Origin of the sequence: Solicola gregarius (assembly GCF_025790165.1) — a bacterium.
Lineage (GTDB): Bacteria > Actinomycetota > Actinomycetes > Propionibacteriales > Nocardioidaceae > Solicola > Solicola gregarius.
The window spans coordinates 3,846,936-3,862,590 of the sequence record NZ_CP094970.1 but is presented as its reverse complement, the minus strand read 5'-3'; the positions used below and the strand labels follow the sequence as shown (position 1 = coordinate 3,862,590).

The 15,655-nt window shown below is 68.1% G+C and carries 19 protein-coding genes; 10 read left to right on the top strand and 9 right to left on the bottom strand.

Annotated elements, in window-relative coordinates; translation table 11 throughout:
* Nucleotides 1–41 precede the first annotated feature (41 nt).
* Entirely contained in the window at nucleotides 42–560 is a 519-nt protein-coding gene (locus L0C25_RS18945) for a universal stress protein (protein ID WP_271633324.1), read from the bottom strand.
* Between the two features lie 9 nt (nucleotides 561–569).
* Nucleotides 570–1,484 carry a tRNA (adenosine(37)-N6)-dimethylallyltransferase MiaA gene (gene miaA, locus L0C25_RS18940; protein WP_271633323.1) on the bottom strand — a complete coding sequence of 305 codons (915 nt, stop codon included), beginning with the start codon at nucleotides 1,482–1,484 and terminating at the stop codon, nucleotides 570–572.
* 74 nt (nucleotides 1,485–1,558) lie between these two features.
* On the opposite strand from miaA, the gene L0C25_RS18935 reads away from it, so the two are divergent.
* Together L0C25_RS18935 and L0C25_RS18930 are read left to right on the top strand one after the other, a co-directional pair.
* Entirely contained in the window at nucleotides 1,559–1,783 is a 225-nt protein-coding gene (locus L0C25_RS18935) for an antitoxin (protein WP_271633322.1), read from the top strand.
* 101 nt (nucleotides 1,784–1,884) lie between these two features.
* Nucleotides 1,885–2,154 carry an antitoxin gene (locus tag L0C25_RS18930; protein WP_271633321.1) on the top strand — a complete coding sequence of 90 codons (270 nt, stop codon included), beginning with the start codon at nucleotides 1,885–1,887 and terminating at the stop codon, nucleotides 2,152–2,154.
* Between the two features lie 10 nt (nucleotides 2,155–2,164).
* On the opposite strand, the gene L0C25_RS18925 is transcribed toward L0C25_RS18930, so the two are convergent.
* Genes L0C25_RS18925 through L0C25_RS18915 form a run of 3 tightly spaced genes read right to left on the bottom strand, consistent with a single transcriptional unit; the run spans nucleotide 2,165 to nucleotide 4,393 of the window.
* Entirely contained in the window at nucleotides 2,165–3,076 is a 912-nt protein-coding gene (locus L0C25_RS18925; RefSeq protein WP_271633320.1) for an alpha/beta fold hydrolase, read from the bottom strand.
* A gap of 25 nt (nucleotides 3,077–3,101) precedes the next feature.
* Nucleotides 3,102–3,701 carry a TetR/AcrR family transcriptional regulator gene (locus L0C25_RS18920; protein ID WP_271633319.1) on the bottom strand — a complete coding sequence of 200 codons (600 nt, stop codon included), beginning with the start codon at nucleotides 3,699–3,701 and terminating at the stop codon, nucleotides 3,102–3,104.
* Between the two features lie 38 nt (nucleotides 3,702–3,739).
* The gene (locus L0C25_RS18915) at nucleotides 3,740–4,393 is read right to left on the bottom strand and encodes a class III extradiol ring-cleavage dioxygenase family protein (RefSeq protein ID WP_271633318.1); all 654 of its coding nucleotides are present in this window, start codon (nucleotides 4,391–4,393) and stop codon (nucleotides 3,740–3,742) included.
* Between the two features lie 52 nt (nucleotides 4,394–4,445).
* Between L0C25_RS18915 and L0C25_RS18910 the strand changes: the two genes are divergently transcribed.
* Nucleotides 4,446–4,895, top strand: coding sequence for an NUDIX domain-containing protein (locus L0C25_RS18910; protein WP_271633317.1), 450 nt, complete (start codon nucleotides 4,446–4,448; stop codon nucleotides 4,893–4,895).
* 14 nt (nucleotides 4,896–4,909) lie between these two features.
* Here L0C25_RS18910 and L0C25_RS18905 read toward each other — a convergent pair whose 3' ends face one another.
* The 3 genes from L0C25_RS18905 to L0C25_RS18895 all read right to left on the bottom strand — a co-directional run bounded on the left by L0C25_RS18905 (nucleotide 4,910) and on the right by L0C25_RS18895 (nucleotide 8,232).
* A complete protein-coding gene (locus L0C25_RS18905; RefSeq protein ID WP_271633316.1) occupies nucleotides 4,910–5,980 on the bottom strand; it encodes a class I SAM-dependent methyltransferase in 1,071 nt (356 codons plus the stop codon).
* Nucleotides 5,981–6,291: 311 nt separating this feature from the next.
* Nucleotides 6,292–7,785: a tRNA (N6-isopentenyl adenosine(37)-C2)-methylthiotransferase MiaB gene (miaB, locus tag L0C25_RS18900; RefSeq protein WP_271633315.1), complete on the bottom strand. Its 1,494-nt coding sequence runs from the start codon at nucleotides 7,783–7,785 to the stop codon at nucleotides 6,292–6,294.
* Between the two features lie 30 nt (nucleotides 7,786–7,815).
* A complete protein-coding gene (locus tag L0C25_RS18895) occupies nucleotides 7,816–8,232 on the bottom strand; it encodes a DUF2000 domain-containing protein (protein ID WP_271633313.1) in 417 nt (138 codons plus the stop codon).
* A gap of 49 nt (nucleotides 8,233–8,281) precedes the next feature.
* Between L0C25_RS18895 and L0C25_RS18890 the strand changes: the two genes are divergently transcribed.
* The 6 genes from L0C25_RS18890 (at nucleotide 8,282) to L0C25_RS18865 (ending at nucleotide 13,495) form a co-directional block, all read left to right on the top strand.
* The gene (locus tag L0C25_RS18890) at nucleotides 8,282–9,076 is read left to right on the top strand and encodes a helix-turn-helix transcriptional regulator (protein ID WP_271633312.1); all 795 of its coding nucleotides are present in this window, start codon (nucleotides 8,282–8,284) and stop codon (nucleotides 9,074–9,076) included.
* 126 nt (nucleotides 9,077–9,202) lie between these two features.
* Nucleotides 9,203–9,931, top strand: coding sequence for an amino acid ABC transporter ATP-binding protein (locus L0C25_RS18885; protein ID WP_271636862.1), 729 nt, complete (start codon nucleotides 9,203–9,205; stop codon nucleotides 9,929–9,931).
* Between the two features lie 14 nt (nucleotides 9,932–9,945).
* Entirely contained in the window at nucleotides 9,946–10,845 is a 900-nt protein-coding gene (locus L0C25_RS18880) for a glutamate ABC transporter substrate-binding protein (RefSeq protein WP_271633311.1), read from the top strand.
* An 87-nt stretch (nucleotides 10,846–10,932) separates the two neighbouring features.
* A complete protein-coding gene (locus L0C25_RS18875) occupies nucleotides 10,933–11,592 on the top strand; it encodes an amino acid ABC transporter permease (protein ID WP_271633310.1) in 660 nt (219 codons plus the stop codon).
* Nucleotides 11,589–12,437 carry an amino acid ABC transporter permease gene (locus tag L0C25_RS18870; RefSeq protein ID WP_271633309.1) on the top strand — a complete coding sequence of 283 codons (849 nt, stop codon included), beginning with the start codon at nucleotides 11,589–11,591 and terminating at the stop codon, nucleotides 12,435–12,437. Before L0C25_RS18875 ends, L0C25_RS18870 begins: the two co-directional genes overlap by 4 nt.
* Nucleotides 12,438–12,535: 98 nt before the next feature.
* Nucleotides 12,536–13,495 (top strand): GGDEF domain-containing protein, encoded by a 960-nt coding sequence (locus tag L0C25_RS18865; protein ID WP_271633307.1) that lies wholly within the window; start codon nucleotides 12,536–12,538, stop codon nucleotides 13,493–13,495.
* 81 nt (nucleotides 13,496–13,576) lie between these two features.
* Here the strand turns inward: L0C25_RS18865 and L0C25_RS18860 are convergent, their stop codons facing one another.
* A complete protein-coding gene (locus L0C25_RS18860) occupies nucleotides 13,577–14,041 on the bottom strand; it encodes a hotdog fold domain-containing protein (protein WP_271633305.1) in 465 nt (154 codons plus the stop codon).
* Between the two features lie 136 nt (nucleotides 14,042–14,177).
* On the opposite strand from L0C25_RS18860, the gene rox reads away from it, so the two are divergent.
* On the top strand, nucleotides 14,178–15,605 hold the full coding sequence (gene rox / locus L0C25_RS18855; RefSeq protein WP_271633303.1) for a rifampin monooxygenase: 1,428 nt from the start codon (nucleotides 14,178–14,180) through the stop codon (nucleotides 15,603–15,605).
* Nucleotides 15,606–15,655: the final 50 nt, after the last annotated feature.

The window sequence follows — 15,655 nt, the reverse complement described above, 5'->3', positions numbered from 1 at the left end:
CAGTCACATGGCCGGTCGCTTCGTGGGTACGAAAGCGGGCGTCAGTCGTCGGGCGTGAGATTGTCGTCGAGCGAGAGCCGCGCGGGCGGAGTCTCCTGCTCACCGCGACCGTGGACGACCACCACCGGGCACTTCGCGTGGCGTACGCACTGCTCGCTGACCGAGCCGAGCACGAGGCCGCGGAACCCGCCGAGGCCGCGCGGGCCGACGACGAGCATGTCGGCGCGTTCGGATCCCTCCACCAGGATCGACGCCGGGCGTCCGTGCACGGCCTGGTGCGAGACCTCTACGTCGGGGTGTTCGCTCACCAGGTCGGCGACATCGGCCTGCAGCCTGTCCCGCGACGCCTCCTCGAAGTCGACGAGCGGAGGCATGTAACCCGGGCTCCAGGTCTTCGGCCGGGGCGCCGTCGTCAGCACCCAGGCACGCACAACTGTCACGGACGTGCCGAGCCTGTCGGCGAGGTCGAGGGTCCAGGACAGCGCGGCGTTGGAGAACTCCGAGCCGTCGTGTCCGATCAGCAGGCCGCCGGAACAGTCGACCGTCTTCGCATGCGTCATGACGTAACGCTATCGGGTGTCGAGCAGGCGCGCTGCACGGTCGAGTAGGTCGGGTGCGTCGTACGGGAGCCAGTGGATCCGCGGGTCCTTGCGAAACCACGCGTCCTGCCGGCGCGCGAATTGGCGCGTACGCCGGATCGTCGCGTCCTTCGCCTCGTCCTCGGTGCACTCGTCGGCCAGGTACGCCAGCACCTGTGCGTACCCGAGAGCGCGACTCGCAGTACGCCCCTCCCGCAGGCCGGAGCCTTCGAGGCGGCGTACCTCGTCGACCAGACCGTCGTCCCACATGCGTTCGACGCGCGTCTCGATGCGCTGCGCCAGCACGTCACGCGGTACGTCGACGCCGATCACGGTCACCTCGTCGTAGACGTAGGTGTGGCTCGGCAGGGTCGCCGTGAACGGTTTGCCGGTGATCTCGATGACCTCGAGGGCGCGAACGATGCGTCGGCCGTTGCTCGGCAGGATGTTGCGCGCCGCATCCGGATCGTGCTCGGCGAGCGTGGCGTGCAGCGCGGCGGTGCCCACCGCCGCCAGCTCGGCCTCGAGCCGTTCTCGTACGGCCGGGTCTGCGCCCGGGAACTCGAAGTCGTCGAGCACGGCGCGTACGTAGAGCGCGGACCCACCGACCAGGATCGGCGTCACACCTCGTCGGTGGCAGCCCTCGACCGCGGTACGCGCCCAGCCCTGGAACTCCGCGACGGTCGCCGGTTCGCGTACGTCGAGCACGTCGAGCAGCTGGTGGGGTACGCCCGCCCGCTCGGCCGCCGTGAGCTTGGCCGTTCCGATGTCCATCCCGCGGTAGAGCTGCATCGAGTCGGCGTTGATGACGTCGCCGCCGATGCGTCGGGCGAGCGCGACCGACAGGTCGGACTTCCCGGCCGCGGTCGGCCCCACGATCGCGATCACGCGCCCGGAGTTGTTCACATGCCCGAGTCTGGCAGTTACGTTGGGGGTGATGAACGGGGCCACTCGGGCTCCCCGAACGGGATGAGGCACCAATGGGAATGTTCGACAAGTTCAAGAACAAGGCCACCGAGGCTGCGAGTGAGCACAGCGACCAGGTCGATGCGGGGCTCGACAAGGCCGCGGACGCCGCCAGCAAGGTGACGGGCGGCAAGTTCGACGACAAGATCGAGTCGGGCAAGGACGCCGCCAGCGACTTCATCGACGACAAGTCGCAGGAGGGCTCCGAAGGGTCCGGCGGCGAGGACGCCAAGGGCTGACCACGTCGGTCGTCGGTACGCGGTGACCGCGTGCCGACATCACCGCCGCGAACCGACTAGCCTGTTGGTGCAGATACCCGCGCACTCAACTGGAGGGCAACATGGGTTGGCTCGACAAGCTCCGCGGTAAGAGCGGAGACCTCAAGGACAAGGCCGGCGAGTTCGCCACCGAGCACAGTGACAAGATCGGCGACGGCCTCGACAAGGCCGGCGGCGCGGTCAACAAGGTCACCGGCGGTCGCTTCGAGGACAAGATCGACAAGGCGACAGACAAGGCCAAGGAAGGCGTCGACAAGCTCGGCGACGAAGCCGGCACTCCCGACGGCGGCGACGGGCCCGAGGGAACCGAAGGCGGCGAGCCCAAGCCGTAGACGACGGGGCTCACGCGATCGCGTCGGCGCGGTTGTCGGAGTCGGCTACGTCCGCGAGCACGTGCCGCACCGACGCATGAACGACATCCGCGGCGCGCAGGATCCGCAGGTGTCCGAGGCCATCGGTGCTGATCAGCGTCGCTTCGGGCCACGTCTCGACGATGGCCGCGCTCTGCTCGTACGACGTCCTGCGATCACGCCGGTCGTGGATGACGAGCGTCGGCGGCAGTGGTTCCAGATCGGACGCGAGCCGGGCCAAGGCGAACTCATCCACCGGATATCCGGTGCGCCGCTTCGTCTCGGCGTCCATCCCGCGCCGGATGCGCGGCCCGAACCCGACCTGCTCGCCGAAGCGGTCGAAGTACGTCGCGAGCTCGACCATCGGCGAGATCATCACCAGTCGATCGGCGCCGACCCACCCGTCGCGCATGGCGAGCAGTGCGGGCACCGCGCCCATCGAATGCGAGACGATCGCCCGCGCGGGCCCGAAGCGTGCGGCAACGGCATCGAGTGCGCGGCCGAACTCGACCCCGTGTGCATGTGCCGCCCCCGACGGCCCGGGACCGGACAGCCCGTGACTGAGTGCGTCGAACATCACGACGCGATGCCCCGTCGACCGCAGAGGCTCGACGAACTCGGCGAACTGGTCGCCGCGGCCGCCCCAACCGTGAACGAGGTACACGACCGGGCCGTCACCCCAGTACGTGCCACGGACGACGCCGTCCATCGCGGTCACCTCGAACGCGAAGCCACCCGGCGGCAGCGGCGAGGGTGCCGGCGACGGTGGCGTCTTGAACCACAGCGAGGTCGCGAGCCTGGCGCCGTACCTCGGTGCGATCAGCTCGGTGGCTCGGAAACCGGCCCGGAGTACGGCGAATTTAGTACGAACGATCGTGCTTTTCTTGAATGCTGATACGGCCATGGGTTTCCCCCTTTAGTCGGTGTGGTCAGTCGGTGCGGCGCGCGGCCGCGATCATCGTCTCGAACGCGGTGTACGCGCGCGCGACGCCGTCGGCGTCGCCCATCAGGCGGTTGGCATGGTGGTTCGCGAGCATCACGCCGTGCACCTCGAACGCGAACTGGTCGGTGTCGAGATCGGCGCGGAAGTCACCCTCCGCCACCGCCGTCGTCGCCGTCGACGCGATCAGCTCGAGCCAGTCGCGCTCGCTGTCGACGAGGGTGTCACGGACCGGCCCGGGACGACTGTCGAGCTCGGCGGCGAGAGTGACGAAGATGCAGCCGCCGTCGAATGCCTCACGCTCCCATTGCACCCACCCGTCGAACAACGCGCGGACCCGGCGCTCGCCTCTCGGGGCGGCGAGTGCCGGGCGTACGACGGTGTCGACGAAGCGCTCGCGGGCGCGGCCGACCACCTGGACCTGCAGCGACTCCTTGGACTTGAAGTGCGCGAACAGGCCACTCTTGCTCATGCCGGTCTCGCGGGCGAGCCCGCCGATGCTCAGCGTCGTCACACCCGTACGCGACGTCAGCTGCAACGCCTCGTCGAGGATCGCGAGTCGAGTGGTCTCGCCTTTGGTGACCGGCATATGAGCACGATAGCACGATCGTACGTTTTTTGGTGGTGCTAGCCGAGTTCCCACTCGGCGACGAAGTAGCCGACGCCGTACGGCGCGTCGTCGTAGCGGAGCCGAGCGTCGGCTACGCGCCACGAACTCGCCGCGACACTCCGCCCGATCGTGCGCAGAGCGGGGACACCACCGGACCACAGCTGCACGCCCAGCGCGGTGTCGAGTGCGGCGAGCGCGTCGGCGTCGCCGGATGCCAGCGCCTGCGCGATCGCCTTGTCGTACGTCGGCGCACGATCATCGATGTGACCCGGTGCCTGCTCGGTGCGCTTGGCGGTGCCGTCGGCCATGACGAGCACGGATCCGCGTACGTCGACGATCTCGTCGCCGCTGACGGCGACGTACGTACGTGGCCCCTCCCAACCGGCACGGTCGAGCAGCCATGCTCCGACCGTCAGCGACAGCGGCAACACCGTCGACGCACCGCCCGCGCGCACGCCGACGCCGAAGCCGTCGAGGCTCCCCCCGGCGGTCGCGTCCCAGCTCGCCGAAGCGGGCGCCGACCCGACGACGGTCACGTCGGAGCCCCGGCCGTCGACCAGCGCACGTACGACCGCGTCGCAGGCAGTACGCAGGTACGCGAGCTCATCGGCGGCGCCCTGCGCGACCGCCGGTACGAGGAGCGGCGGATGAGGGCAGAACGCAATCGGCACACCTCGACGGTAGTCGGGCGGGCGACGCCGTGACGATAGTAGGGTCGCGCGCGTGTCTGCGTTCAGCCTGATCCCCGCGTCATACGTCGCTCTCCGCCGTAGTGGCGACGTGCTGCTGCAGGTGCGTCAGAACACCGGATTCCGCGACGGCCACTGGGCCTTGCTCGCCGGACACGTCGAGCCCGAGGAGTCGGCCCACGAGGCTGCGGCCCGCGAGGCGTACGAGGAGGCGGGCGTGGAGGTACGTACCGACGACCTGGTTGCGTTGACGACGGTGCACCGCACCCTGCGAGGCGGTGGACCGATCGAGCAGCGCTGCGACTTCTTCTTCGCGACCACGCGTTGGACGGGTGAACCCTCGATCCGCGAGCCGCACAAGAGCGCCGCCATGCGCTGGTGGCCGATCGATGCGCTGCCCGAGCCGATGGTGCCGCACGAGCGAGCGGTCCTCGACGCGCTCGCCGCCGGCGACGTGCCACCGATCATGACGAGCGGCTTTTAGCAGAGCCGCCGCGCTCAGGCGCGCAACGCCCAGAACCGCCAGGTGTCGTGCTCGATCGGAAGCTCGCGTACGTCGGTGAACCCCGCCTGCCTCGCGTACTCCTGGAGGATCGACGGGCGGATCACGGTGCCGGTCGCCGCGGACGGCCGTGTGGTCATCGAGTCGGCAAGGCACACGAGCAGGCTGAACCCGTACATCAGCCGCTCGACGAGGTCTGCGGGAGCGCTGTAGGACTCGCCGACGCGCATGTCGGCGACGAAAACAACACCGTCGTCGGCGAGCGCCTTGCGGCAGGCGGCGAGCAGGCCGATCGGGTCGGGGACGTCGTGCAGCATCTCGGCCATCACGACGAGGCGGTACGCGCCGGGCTCGGCCGAGTCGATCGAGTCGGCGTACACGGTGACGTGGCCGTCGAGTCCGGCCTCGTGCACGTTCGTACGCGCAGCGGCGACGCTCGGCTCGTCGAGATCGTAGGCGTGGACGGTCGCGTTCGGGAACATACTGGCGAGGCCGATCGACGCCCAGCCGTGCCCGGTACCCACGTCGGCGACCCAGACTCCCCCGTCGAGTGCGGCGGCCGTGTCGGGGAGGTGCTCACGTATCCACGGCGGCAGGTCCTTGCGCAGCGGGTTTCGGTTCATCTCACCTTGCGCGACGACCATGTCGGGGTCGTGGTCGGCCCACGCGAGACCCTCGCCGGTCTGGAAGACGCGTTCGAGAGTGCGCAGTGACAGTTGGCCCGCGCTGACCTGTCGCAGCAGCGGCGCGAGATAGAGGTCGCTGTCGGCATCGACGAGCACCTCGCGTACGCCGGGCGCGAGCGCGTACGTGCGGGCATCGGCGGCGTCACTCGCGCTGTCGGTGACGACGAGCCACCCGCCGGCGCCCATCGCCGCCAGCCACTCGCGTACGTAACGCGGATGAGCGCCCGAGCGCTTCGCGAGGGCGTTGCTGTCGATGCCTGCGTCGCCGGCGTCGGCGAGCGCAGACCACCAGCCGAGCCGGGCGCCGATCGTGATCGACGACGACTCCATGGATGCGACCGCCATCTCTACGACGCGATCGGCGATGTTCGCGGCTGTCATGGCAGGGCTCCCTCCTGCCGCGTACGTGCCTCGATCATCCCACCGTCGTACGCGATCGCGCAGACGAACGGTGAGGAGAGAGTTCTGGCCCGGTGAGGAGAGGATCCCGGCCCGTCGGCCCGCCCCCGTGAGCCGCACCTTTCGGCCCCGAAATCGGCCGAAACGGGGCAGAAACGGGAGGCCCACGGAGGCTGACGCCTGACTCGACTGCGGAACTTCCGAGTCAGCGGGTCGGGATCCTCTCCTCAGCGGGCCGGGATCCTCTCCTCAGCGGGCCGGGATCCTCTCCTCAGCGGGCCGGGATCCTCTCCTCAGCGGGGTTGGCAGGTGGGAGCGTCGTCGGCGGGGAGCGGGTCGGGTACGCCGAGGCTCGGCATGCCGAGCCCGACGGAGGCGGGCGTCGGATCCGCGGTACGCGCTTCCCACGCGTCGCCGGCCCGCGTACGCCGGACGGACAGCACCCGCCCGTCTGCGACGAGGTGGTGTGGCGCGGCGTACGTGACCTCGACCTCGACGAGGTCCCCCGGTCGTACGTCGGCGTCGCCGGGAGCGAAGTGCACCAGCCGGTTGTCGGGACCGCGGCCGGTCAGCCGATGCGTCGCGGCATCCTTCTTGCCCTCCCCCTCGGCGACCAGCAGGGGTACGCGGCGGCCGACCAGCGCGGTGTTCTCCCGCCATGCGATGTCGTTGACGAGCGCGACGAGCCGCTCGTACCGCTCCTGCACGACGTCCTTCGGCACCTGCCCGTCCATGGACTCGGCCGGCGTACCCGGGCGCTTGGAGTACTGGAACGTGAACGCGCTGGAGAACCGCGCCTGGCGTACGACGTCCATCGTCTGCTCGAAGTCGTCGTCGGTCTCGCCGGGAAAGCCCACGATGATGTCGGTCGTGATCGCGGCGTCGGGCATCGCCTCGCGTACGCGCTCGAGGATGCCGAGGTACTTCTTGCGACGGTACGAACGCCGCATCGACTTGAGCACGACGTCCGACCCCGACTGCAGCGGCATGTGCAGCTGCGGCATCACGTTGGGCGTCTCGGCCATCGCGGCGATGACGTCGTCGGTGAAGTCCTTCGGGTGCGGCGAGGTGAACCGCACGCGCTCGAGACCTTCGATGTCGCCACACGCCCGCAGCAGCTTGCCGAACGCGTACCGGTCGCCGAACTCCACGCCGTAGGAGTTGACGTTCTGCCCGAGCAGCGTCACCTCGACGACGCCGTCGGCGACGAGCGCCTCGATCTCGGCAAGGACCTCCCCCGGCCTGCGGTCCTTCTCCTTGCCGCGCAGCGACGGCACGATGCAGAACGTGCAGGTGTTGTTGCAGCCAACGCTGATCGACACCCACGCGGCGTACGCCGACTCGCGCTTGGTGGGCAGCGTTGACGGGAAGACCTCGAGCGCCTCGAGGATCTCGACCTGGCTCTCCTCCTGGATCCGCGCTCGTTCGAGGAGTACGGGCAGCGAGCCGATGTTGTGCGTACCGAAGACGACGTCCACCCACGGCGCCCGCCGGGTGATCTCGCTGCGGTCCTTCTGCGCGAGGCAACCACCGACGGCGATCTGCATGCCGGGGTGCTTCCTCTTGACCGACGCGAGGTGGCCGAGGTTGCCGTAGAGCTTGTTGTCGGCGTTCTCGCGCACGGCGCAGGTGTTGAACACGACGACGTCGGCCTGCGCGTCGTCGCCGGCCGGCGACATGCCGGCGTCCTCGAGCAGCCCGGAGAGTCGCTCGGAGTCGTGCACGTTCATCTGGCAGCCGTACGTACGCACCTGGTACGTGCGCTGCTCGGTGGGGATGGTCGTCATGGCACCCACCAGGGTACGACCGGCGACCGGTCAGGGATGCATGTGGCAGCCCTTGGCGATCTTGTCGACCGCGTTACGGGGACCGTGCACCGCGATGCCGACGAGGTCGAGCTTCTCGGCATCGACCGCGCGTACGACCGCTCGGTTGTCGTCGTCGTTGCCCGTGGTGAACATGTCGGAGGTGTAGACGGCGGTGCGCAGCCCTCGGCGCAGGCAGCGCTCGTGCGCGGTCTTCACCGCGTCGCTGTCACCTTGGAGGACGACGACCGGCTGGCGGAACATCGAGTAGTACGTGTTGCCGTCACCGTCCTCGTACGGCTCGCCGATGATCTCCGGGTTGGCGGCCGCGATCCCGCTGGTGAGGAACGCGGTGACGTTCAGGGTCTGCCACGCCTGCAGGTCGTCGCGCAGTATCACGGTGATCTTGGTGTCGAATCGCTTCTCCATGTCGCTATCGTGCGCGCGCCGGGTGGGTCGTGTCTTGTACGTTATTAGCGTGGCATCGCGCGAGCAGGTACGCGCGTGGCGCCCCGACGTACCGGGCGTCGCGGAGGTGTTCCACGCCCGCTTCGTCGACCACGTCTACCCGCTGCACACCCACGACACGTGGACCGTGCTCATCGTCGACACGGGTGCCGTGCGGTACGACCTCGATCACGACGAGCACGGCGTGCTGGGTTCGACGGTGGCACTGCTGCCGCCGCACGTACCGCACAACGGCCGGTCGGCGACCGGAGGCGAGTTCCGGAAGCGGGTGCTGTATCTCGAGCCCGACCAGATCGACACCGACCTCATCGGCCGCGCGGTCGACCGGCCGGAAGTCATCGACGCTTCGCTGTTCGCGCGGCTCTCGGGCATCCACCGCGCACTGGCGGAGCCCGGCGAGGAGTTCGAGGCCGAGTCGCTGCTCTCGCTGGTACGCGAGCGGGTCGAGCAGCACCTGCGCCGGATGCCGCCGGCGGACCCCGTACGCGATGCCGAGATGGCGCGGCGGCTTCGTGAGCTGCTCGACACTCGGATCTCCGACGGCATCTGCCTCACCGAGGCGTCGCGGCTGCTGCAGGCACATCCGACGCATCTCGTACGGTCGTTCGGCCGGGAGTTCGGTCTCCCGCCGCATCGCTACCTGACCGGGCGCCGGATCGACCGTGCCCGCCGGCTGCTGTTGGCGGGCCAGCCCGCCGCCGAGGTCGCGACCGCGGTGGGGTTCCACGACCAGCCGCACCTCACCCGGCACTTCAAGCGGGTGCTGGGCGTCACCCCCGGGGCGTACGCCCGCGGCACCTCGTGAACGCACGTTAACGTCACGATCGGGTTACCCGGGCGCGCTGCGGTGGCACCTGGACCGCCGCGTCGGTAGGTTGCTGCCATGTCCGATTCGCCGGGTAGCCCCGCGACATCCTCCGACGCCCAATACATGGTGGCGATGGACGGTGTCCAGAAGTGGTTCGGAGACCTGCACGTCCTGCAGGACATCAACCTGCACGTGACCCCCGGCGAGGTCGTCGTCGTGATCGGGCCGTCGGGCTCGGGCAAGTCCACGCTGTGCCGCACCATCAACCGGCTCGAGACCATCGACGAGGGCACCATCACCGTCGACGGCGAGAAGCTGCCCGAGGAGGGCAAGGCGCTGGCCGGCCTGCGCGCCGACGTCGGCATGGTCTTCCAGGCGTTCAACCTGTTCGCGCACAAGTCGATCCTCGAGAACGTCACGCTCGGCCCGATCAAGGTACGCAAGAAGTCGAAGGACGAGGCCGAGCAGCGCGCCCGCGAGCTCCTCGCCCGCGTCGGCATCGAAGAGCAGGCGGGCAAGTACCCCGCGCAGCTGTCCGGCGGCCAGCAGCAGCGGGTCGCGATCGCCCGCGCGCTCGCGATGGAGCCCAAGGTGATGCTCTTCGACGAGCCCACCTCGGCGCTCGACCCCGAGATGATCAAGGAAGTCCTCGACGTCATGGTCGACCTCGCACAGGGCGGCATGACGATGGTCGTCGTCACCCACGAGATGGGCTTCGCGCGTACGGCCGCCAACCGCGTGGCGTTCATGGCCGACGGACAGATCGTCGAGGAGAACACCCCGGACGAGTTCTTCACCAACCCGCAATCGGATCGCGCCAAGGACTTCCTCGGCAAGATCCTCAAGCACTGAGAGGATCCTCCCAGATGAGACTCAAGCGAACGACGTTCGCGGTCTTGGCCGCATCCATGGTCATGGCGGTGAGCGCCTGTGGCGACGCCGGCGATGACGACAGCGGCGATGACGCGCCCGACGCCGAGGTCGCCGAGAACGCCGCCGACAACTTTGACGACGGAACCGCGATGAAGCAACTTGCCGAAGACGGCAAGGTCACCATCGGAGTCAAGATCGACCAGCCCGGCATCGGCTTCCTCTCGGGCGGCTCGGACATCCCGACCGGCTTCGACATCGAGGTGGGCGAGTGGCTCGCCGCAGACCTGGGCATCGAACCCGAGGACGTCGAGTGGAAGGAGACGATCTCCGACAATCGCGAGCCGTTCCTGCAGGACGGCGAGGTCGACCTGGTTGTGGCGTCGTACTCGATCACCCCCGAACGTCGCGCGATCGTCGGCCAGGCCGGGCCGTACTACATCACCGGCCAGCAGCTGATGGTGCAGAAGGACAACGACGAGATCGAGTCCGTCGACGACGTTAAGGGCAAGGAGGTCTGCTCGGTCACGGGGTCCACCTCGCTCGACCAGGTCGAGGTCAAGGGCGCCGAGCCGCGCGGCTTCGACACCTACTCGCAGTGCCGTGACCAGGTGCTCGACGGCACGGTCGACGCGATGACGACGGATGGGTCGATCCTGCTCGGCTACGTCGCCGAGAACCCCGACGAACTCAAGGTGGTCGGGCCGGAGTTCTCCGAGGAGCGGTACGGCGTCGGGTACTCCAAGGACAGCCCGGAGATGTGCCAGTGGATCACCGATGTGATCCAGGAGAAGATGGATGACGGGAAATGGGCCGAGGCCTTCGAGGCAACCCTCGGTGAGTCAGGCGTCGAGACGCCAGACCCGCCGAAGATGGACGCCTGCAAGTCCAGCTGATTCGATCCGCTCCCCGTGGCCAGCCACCTGCCGGCCGCGGGGAGCACCTGTGCATCTACCCCGACGCCATAGAGAGGAGGCCAACGCGTGGACGTCATCTGGGACTCTCGGGACGTCATCCTCAAGTCGTTCTGGCTCACCGTCCAGCTCCTCGTCATCTCGGGCGTCGCCTCCATGGTCGTCGGCACCTTCCTTGTCACGGCCAGGGTCAGCCCCATTCCGGTCGTACGCGGAGTCGGTGTCACGTACGTCTCGATCTTTCGCAATATCCCGCTGCTGATGGTGTTCGTCCTCGTCGTCGAGGGTGCGCCGCGAATAGGTCTGATGGCCGACGTTCCCTTCCTGCTGAAGGGTTGCATTGCGCTCACGATCTACACTTCCGCGTTTGTCTGTGAGGCTTTGCGCGCGGGCGTGAACTCCGTCTCGCTCGGACAGGCCGAGGCTGCCCGTTCGATCGGCCTGACGTTCCGTCAGTCGATGGGGCAGGTGATCCTGCCCCAAGCAACCCGTGCCGCGCTGCCGCCACTCACCAGCGTCTTCATCGCACTCGCCAAGAACACCTCGGTCGCCGCCGGATTCGGACTCGTCGAAGCGACCGCGCGGTTCAAGAGCGTAAAGAAGTTCGTGCCCGGCGAGGCGGACACCCTCGTGCTCTTCGCCGTCATCGCGCTCGGCTACATCATCATCGTCGAGGTGATGTCGTTCGGATCCAACCGACTCGAACGACGGTGGAGGCTAGCCCGATGAACAACGTACTCTTCGACGCTCCCGGCCCAAAGGCGCGGCTCCGGCAGCGGATCTACACGGTCATCGGCGCACTCGTAATCGTCGGGTTCCTGGCTTGGCTCGTCCTGCGCATGCAGGACTACGGCCAGCTCGACTACGAGCAGTACTGGGAGGTGTTCGTCACCCCCACCTATGTCGACATCATCGTCCAGGGCCTGCGCGACACACTCCTCATGGCCGTGTCGTCGATCATCGCCGCGCTCGCGGTCGGCGTCGTGTTCGGCGTCGGCAAGCTCTCAGAGCACGCTTGGATACGTTGGCCATGCTGGGCAGTGGTCGAGTTCTTCCGCGCCATCCCTGTGCTGTTGCTCATGCTGTTCATCTACTTCACCTACGGCATCGGCGACGGGTTCGGCTCGTACTGGTCCGTGGTCATCGCGCTCACGCTCTACAACGGCGCCGTGCTGGCCGAGGTGTTCCGGGCGGGCCTTCTCGCCGTGCCGAACGGGCAGTCCGAGGCAGGGTACGCGATCGGACTCGGCAAGACTCAGGTCACGATGATCGTGCTTCTCCCGCAGGCCGTGAAGATCATGCTGCCGGCGATCATCAGCCAGATGGTCGTTGCGCTGAAGGACACCAGCCTTGGCTACGTGATCACCGCGCCCGGGCTGACTGATGCGTACCGCCTGATCAAGATCGAGTTCACCAACCAACTGCCGGCCGCGATCGTGATCGGCGCGATCTACATCGTGGTCAACCTGATCCTCACTTGGATCGCAACAATGGTGCAGAAGCGGATCGTCGGCGAGAAGAAGCAGCTCGAGGTTCCGGCGGTCGGCGGGCCGGGAAGCGGCACCGCTGTGTGATCGTCACGCGTGACGATCCGTGACCTTCCCGAAACCTCCACGAACTGCCAGGAGTCGATGCGAGACTGTGCGTGACGGGCCTCGTCGAGAGGGAATACATGCAGGTCACGCACCGTTCCGCGCCGGGGCGGGCGTCCCTGCCGGCCCGAGTACTCGGACTCGCGTGTTGCGCCGGTGGGTCGCTCTGCCTGTTGAGTGCCGCTTACCCCTATTCTCCCGAGTCTGCGACCACGCTCGCCCTGGTCGTCGGCACCGCGGGCGTACTCGGCGGAATCGCCCTCTTACATGCAGGTCGGCGTACACCGGCGCCCGTACTCCACCTGGTCGTGCTGATCACGAGCATTATCACCTCGACGTTCGTCTCGCTCGCGACAACGATCCAGGAGCAGCTCCTCACGACGATCGGCTACATCTGGATCGGCGTGTACATCGCCTGCTTCTTCACCCGCGTGACGACGCTCGTGCACATCGGATTCATGGCGGCGTGTTACGCAATCGCCTTGTCGGTGAGCGACATCGAGCCGTCCGGTCTCGTGGCCGCGGTGATGATGGCGACCGCCGGCGCGCTCGCGATCATGACGAACCTCCTGGTGTCGAAGATGCAGCAGCTCGCCGACCTCGACCCCCTCACCGGCCTGTTGCGGCGCGGCGCATTCCTCGCGTACATCCAGGACGACCTCGACCTGGTCCGTCGGCGCACCTCGATGCCGTCGCTTGCGATGCTCGACCTGGACGGTTTCAAGGAGATCAACGACACGATCGGGCACAGCGCGGGCGACGCCGTCCTCGCCCGCCTCGCGCAGGCATGGACGACCGGCGTACGCAATGGCGACGTGCTCGGTCGCTACGGTGGCGACGAGTTCGCCCTGTACATGCCGAACACCTCGATCGCCGACGCGTACGCCGTACTGCGCCGGTTGGAGCAGGTACACCCCGACGTCACCTGGTCGGCCGGGGTGACCGAGTGGCACGGCGAGCCGCTCGGCGAGTGGATCGAACGCACCGACCGCGCGATGTACGAGGACAAACGCACCCGCCGCGGCGAGGCCGCGTCGTAACCCGTTGCGAAGAGTTCGGTGCGATTTGCACCACTGACGCGGTTCCCACTGGTGCAATTCGCGCCAAACTCTGCCAAGCGCCTATGTCGCGGGCTTCTCCGTGACCCAGAGGTGGATGACGCCCTCCACGACGACCGTGCCGTCGTCGCGCTTCGCGTACACCTTCACCGGTACGTCGGGGGCGGCATCCCAGTCGTCCTGGCTTGACTCCGCGACGCACACCAGGTTGGAGGTCGCCTTCGCGACGTACGAGACCTCCATGCCCTTGGGCAGCCAGCGCCATCCCTTCGGTGTCGTCGCCTCGGCCAGCATGCCCATCGCGGCCTCGAGCCCGTTGCACACGGCGATCGCGTGCACCGTGCCGATGTGGTTGTGCACGGCCTTCCGGTCCGGGAGCCGCACCTCGGCGTAGTGCGGACGCAGCTCGACGACGCGCGGCCTGATCGTACGGAAGTACGGTGCGCGCCGAGTGAAGCCGAGGGAGAAGAGGCGGTCGCCGAGCGGGAACTTGGTGAGCGACTTGTACAGGTCGTACGTCGAAGACATGATCAGAAGTCTACCAACGAGTAACATTGCTGCGGAACTCCCCGCCACTCTCAACATATAGCGTCCGAGGGGGCTTGTGGCAAGACCCGGGTCGTGCCGCAAGATTGTCCGCCGGGCCTACGCGATGGGGGTTGAGATGTGTGACGTGATCATTGCCGGCGGCGGGCCGACCGGCACGATGCTCGCAGCAGAGCTGCGGCTGCACGGGGTGCAGGCGGTTGTCGTCGAGATGCTGGCGGAGCCGACGAGGATCGTCCGGGCGCTGGGGCTGCACGCGCGCAGCGTCGAGGTGATGGACCAACGCGGTCTGCTGGAACGCTTCCTCGCGCTCGGCACCCAGTACCCGCTCGGCGGCTTCTTCGCCGGCATCCGCAAGCCTGCACCCGAGCGGCTGGACACCGCACATCCGTACATCCTCGGCATCGCGCAGACGACGACCGACCGGCTGCTCGACGAGCATGCCGTCGAGCTCGGCGTGGAGATCCGGCGGGGTTGCGAGCTGGTCGGGCTGAGCCAGGACGACGACGGGGTGACCGTACGCCTCGCCGATGGTTCGCAGCTGCGTTCGCGATACCTCGTCGGATGCGACGGCGGCCGCAGCACGGTACGCACCCTGCTCGATGTCGACTTCCCGGGTGAGCCGACGCGGCGCGAATGGCTGGTGGGCGAGCTCGCGATGACCGCGCCGACCGAGACTGTGAACGCCGTGGTGGCCGAGGTCCGCAAGACCCACAAGGCGTTCGGAGCCGGTCCCCTCGACGACGGGATGTACCGCGTCGTCGTCCCGGCCGCCGGCGTGACCGAGGATCGTTCAGTCCCGCCGACCCTGGAGGACGTCGCTCGGCAGCTGCGGGTATACGCCGGCACCGACTTCGGCGCGCACTCGCCGCGATGGCTGTCTCGATTCGGCGACGCCACCCGGCAGGCCGAGCGCTACCGGACTGGTCGAGTGCTCCTGGCCGGCGACGCCGCGCATATTCATCCGCCGATGGGAGGACAGGGCCTCAACCTCGGCATCCAGGACGCGTTCAACCTCGGCTGGAAGCTGGCCGCCGAGGTCAACGGCTGGGCACCCGAGGGGCTGCTGGACAGCTATCACACCGAGCGGCACCCCGTTGCCGCCGCGGTGCTCGACAACACCCGCGCGCAGGCCGAGCTGATGTCCGCGGACCCCGGTCCGCAGGCGGTACGCCGGCTGGTCTCGGAGCTGATGGACTTCGACGAGGTGAACCGGTACCTGACCGAGAAGGTCATCGCGACCGGACTCCGTTACGACGTCGGCGACGGGCACGAGCTCCTCGGCCGGCGGATGCGCGACCTGCGGTTGGAACGCGGGCGCCTCTACGAGCTGATGCACGACGGTCGCGGACTGCTGCTCGACCAGACCGGCCGGCTGTCGGTCTCCGGCTGGGCAGACCGGGTCGACCACGTCGTCGACGTCAGCGAGGAGCTCGACGTACCCGCGGCCTTGCTGCGACCGGACGGCCACGTCGTGTGGGTCGGCGAAGACCAGCACGAGCTGCTCGCCAGTCTCCCCACCTGGTTCGGTGCCCCCGCCGGCTGACCCGATCCGCAATATCCCGCCGAGGTACGGATTCCCTCCGATGGAAGCGC

Excerpts from the sequence above, each read along its gene's own strand:
- L0C25_RS18945 (WP_271633324.1), bottom strand. The coding sequence starts at position 560 with ATGACGCATGCGAAGACGGTCGACTGTTCCGGCGGCCTGCTGATCGGA.
- L0C25_RS18935 (WP_271633322.1), top strand. The coding sequence starts at position 1,559 with ATGGGAATGTTCGACAAGTTCAAGAACAAGGCCACCGAGGCTGCGAGT.
- L0C25_RS18930 (WP_271633321.1), top strand. The coding sequence starts at position 1,885 with ATGGGTTGGCTCGACAAGCTCCGCGGTAAGAGCGGAGACCTCAAGGAC.
- L0C25_RS18925 (WP_271633320.1), bottom strand. The coding sequence starts at position 3,076 with ATGGCCGTATCAGCATTCAAGAAAAGCACGATCGTTCGTACTAAATTC.
- L0C25_RS18920 (WP_271633319.1), bottom strand. The coding sequence starts at position 3,701 with ATGCCGGTCACCAAAGGCGAGACCACTCGACTCGCGATCCTCGACGAG.
- L0C25_RS18905 (WP_271633316.1), bottom strand. The coding sequence starts at position 5,980 with ATGACAGCCGCGAACATCGCCGATCGCGTCGTAGAGATGGCGGTCGCA.
- miaB (WP_271633315.1), bottom strand. The coding sequence starts at position 7,785 with ATGACGACCATCCCCACCGAGCAGCGCACGTACCAGGTGCGTACGTAC.
- L0C25_RS18895 (WP_271633313.1), bottom strand. The coding sequence starts at position 8,232 with ATGGAGAAGCGATTCGACACCAAGATCACCGTGATACTGCGCGACGAC.
- L0C25_RS18885 (WP_271636862.1), top strand. The coding sequence starts at position 9,203 with ATGGTGGCGATGGACGGTGTCCAGAAGTGGTTCGGAGACCTGCACGTC.
- L0C25_RS18880 (WP_271633311.1), top strand. The coding sequence starts at position 9,946 with ATGAGACTCAAGCGAACGACGTTCGCGGTCTTGGCCGCATCCATGGTC.
- L0C25_RS18870 (WP_271633309.1), top strand. The coding sequence starts at position 11,589 with ATGAACAACGTACTCTTCGACGCTCCCGGCCCAAAGGCGCGGCTCCGG.
- L0C25_RS18865 (WP_271633307.1), top strand. The coding sequence starts at position 12,536 with ATGCAGGTCACGCACCGTTCCGCGCCGGGGCGGGCGTCCCTGCCGGCC.
- L0C25_RS18860 (WP_271633305.1), bottom strand. The coding sequence starts at position 14,041 with ATGTCTTCGACGTACGACCTGTACAAGTCGCTCACCAAGTTCCCGCTC.
- rox (WP_271633303.1), top strand. The coding sequence starts at position 14,178 with ATGTGTGACGTGATCATTGCCGGCGGCGGGCCGACCGGCACGATGCTC.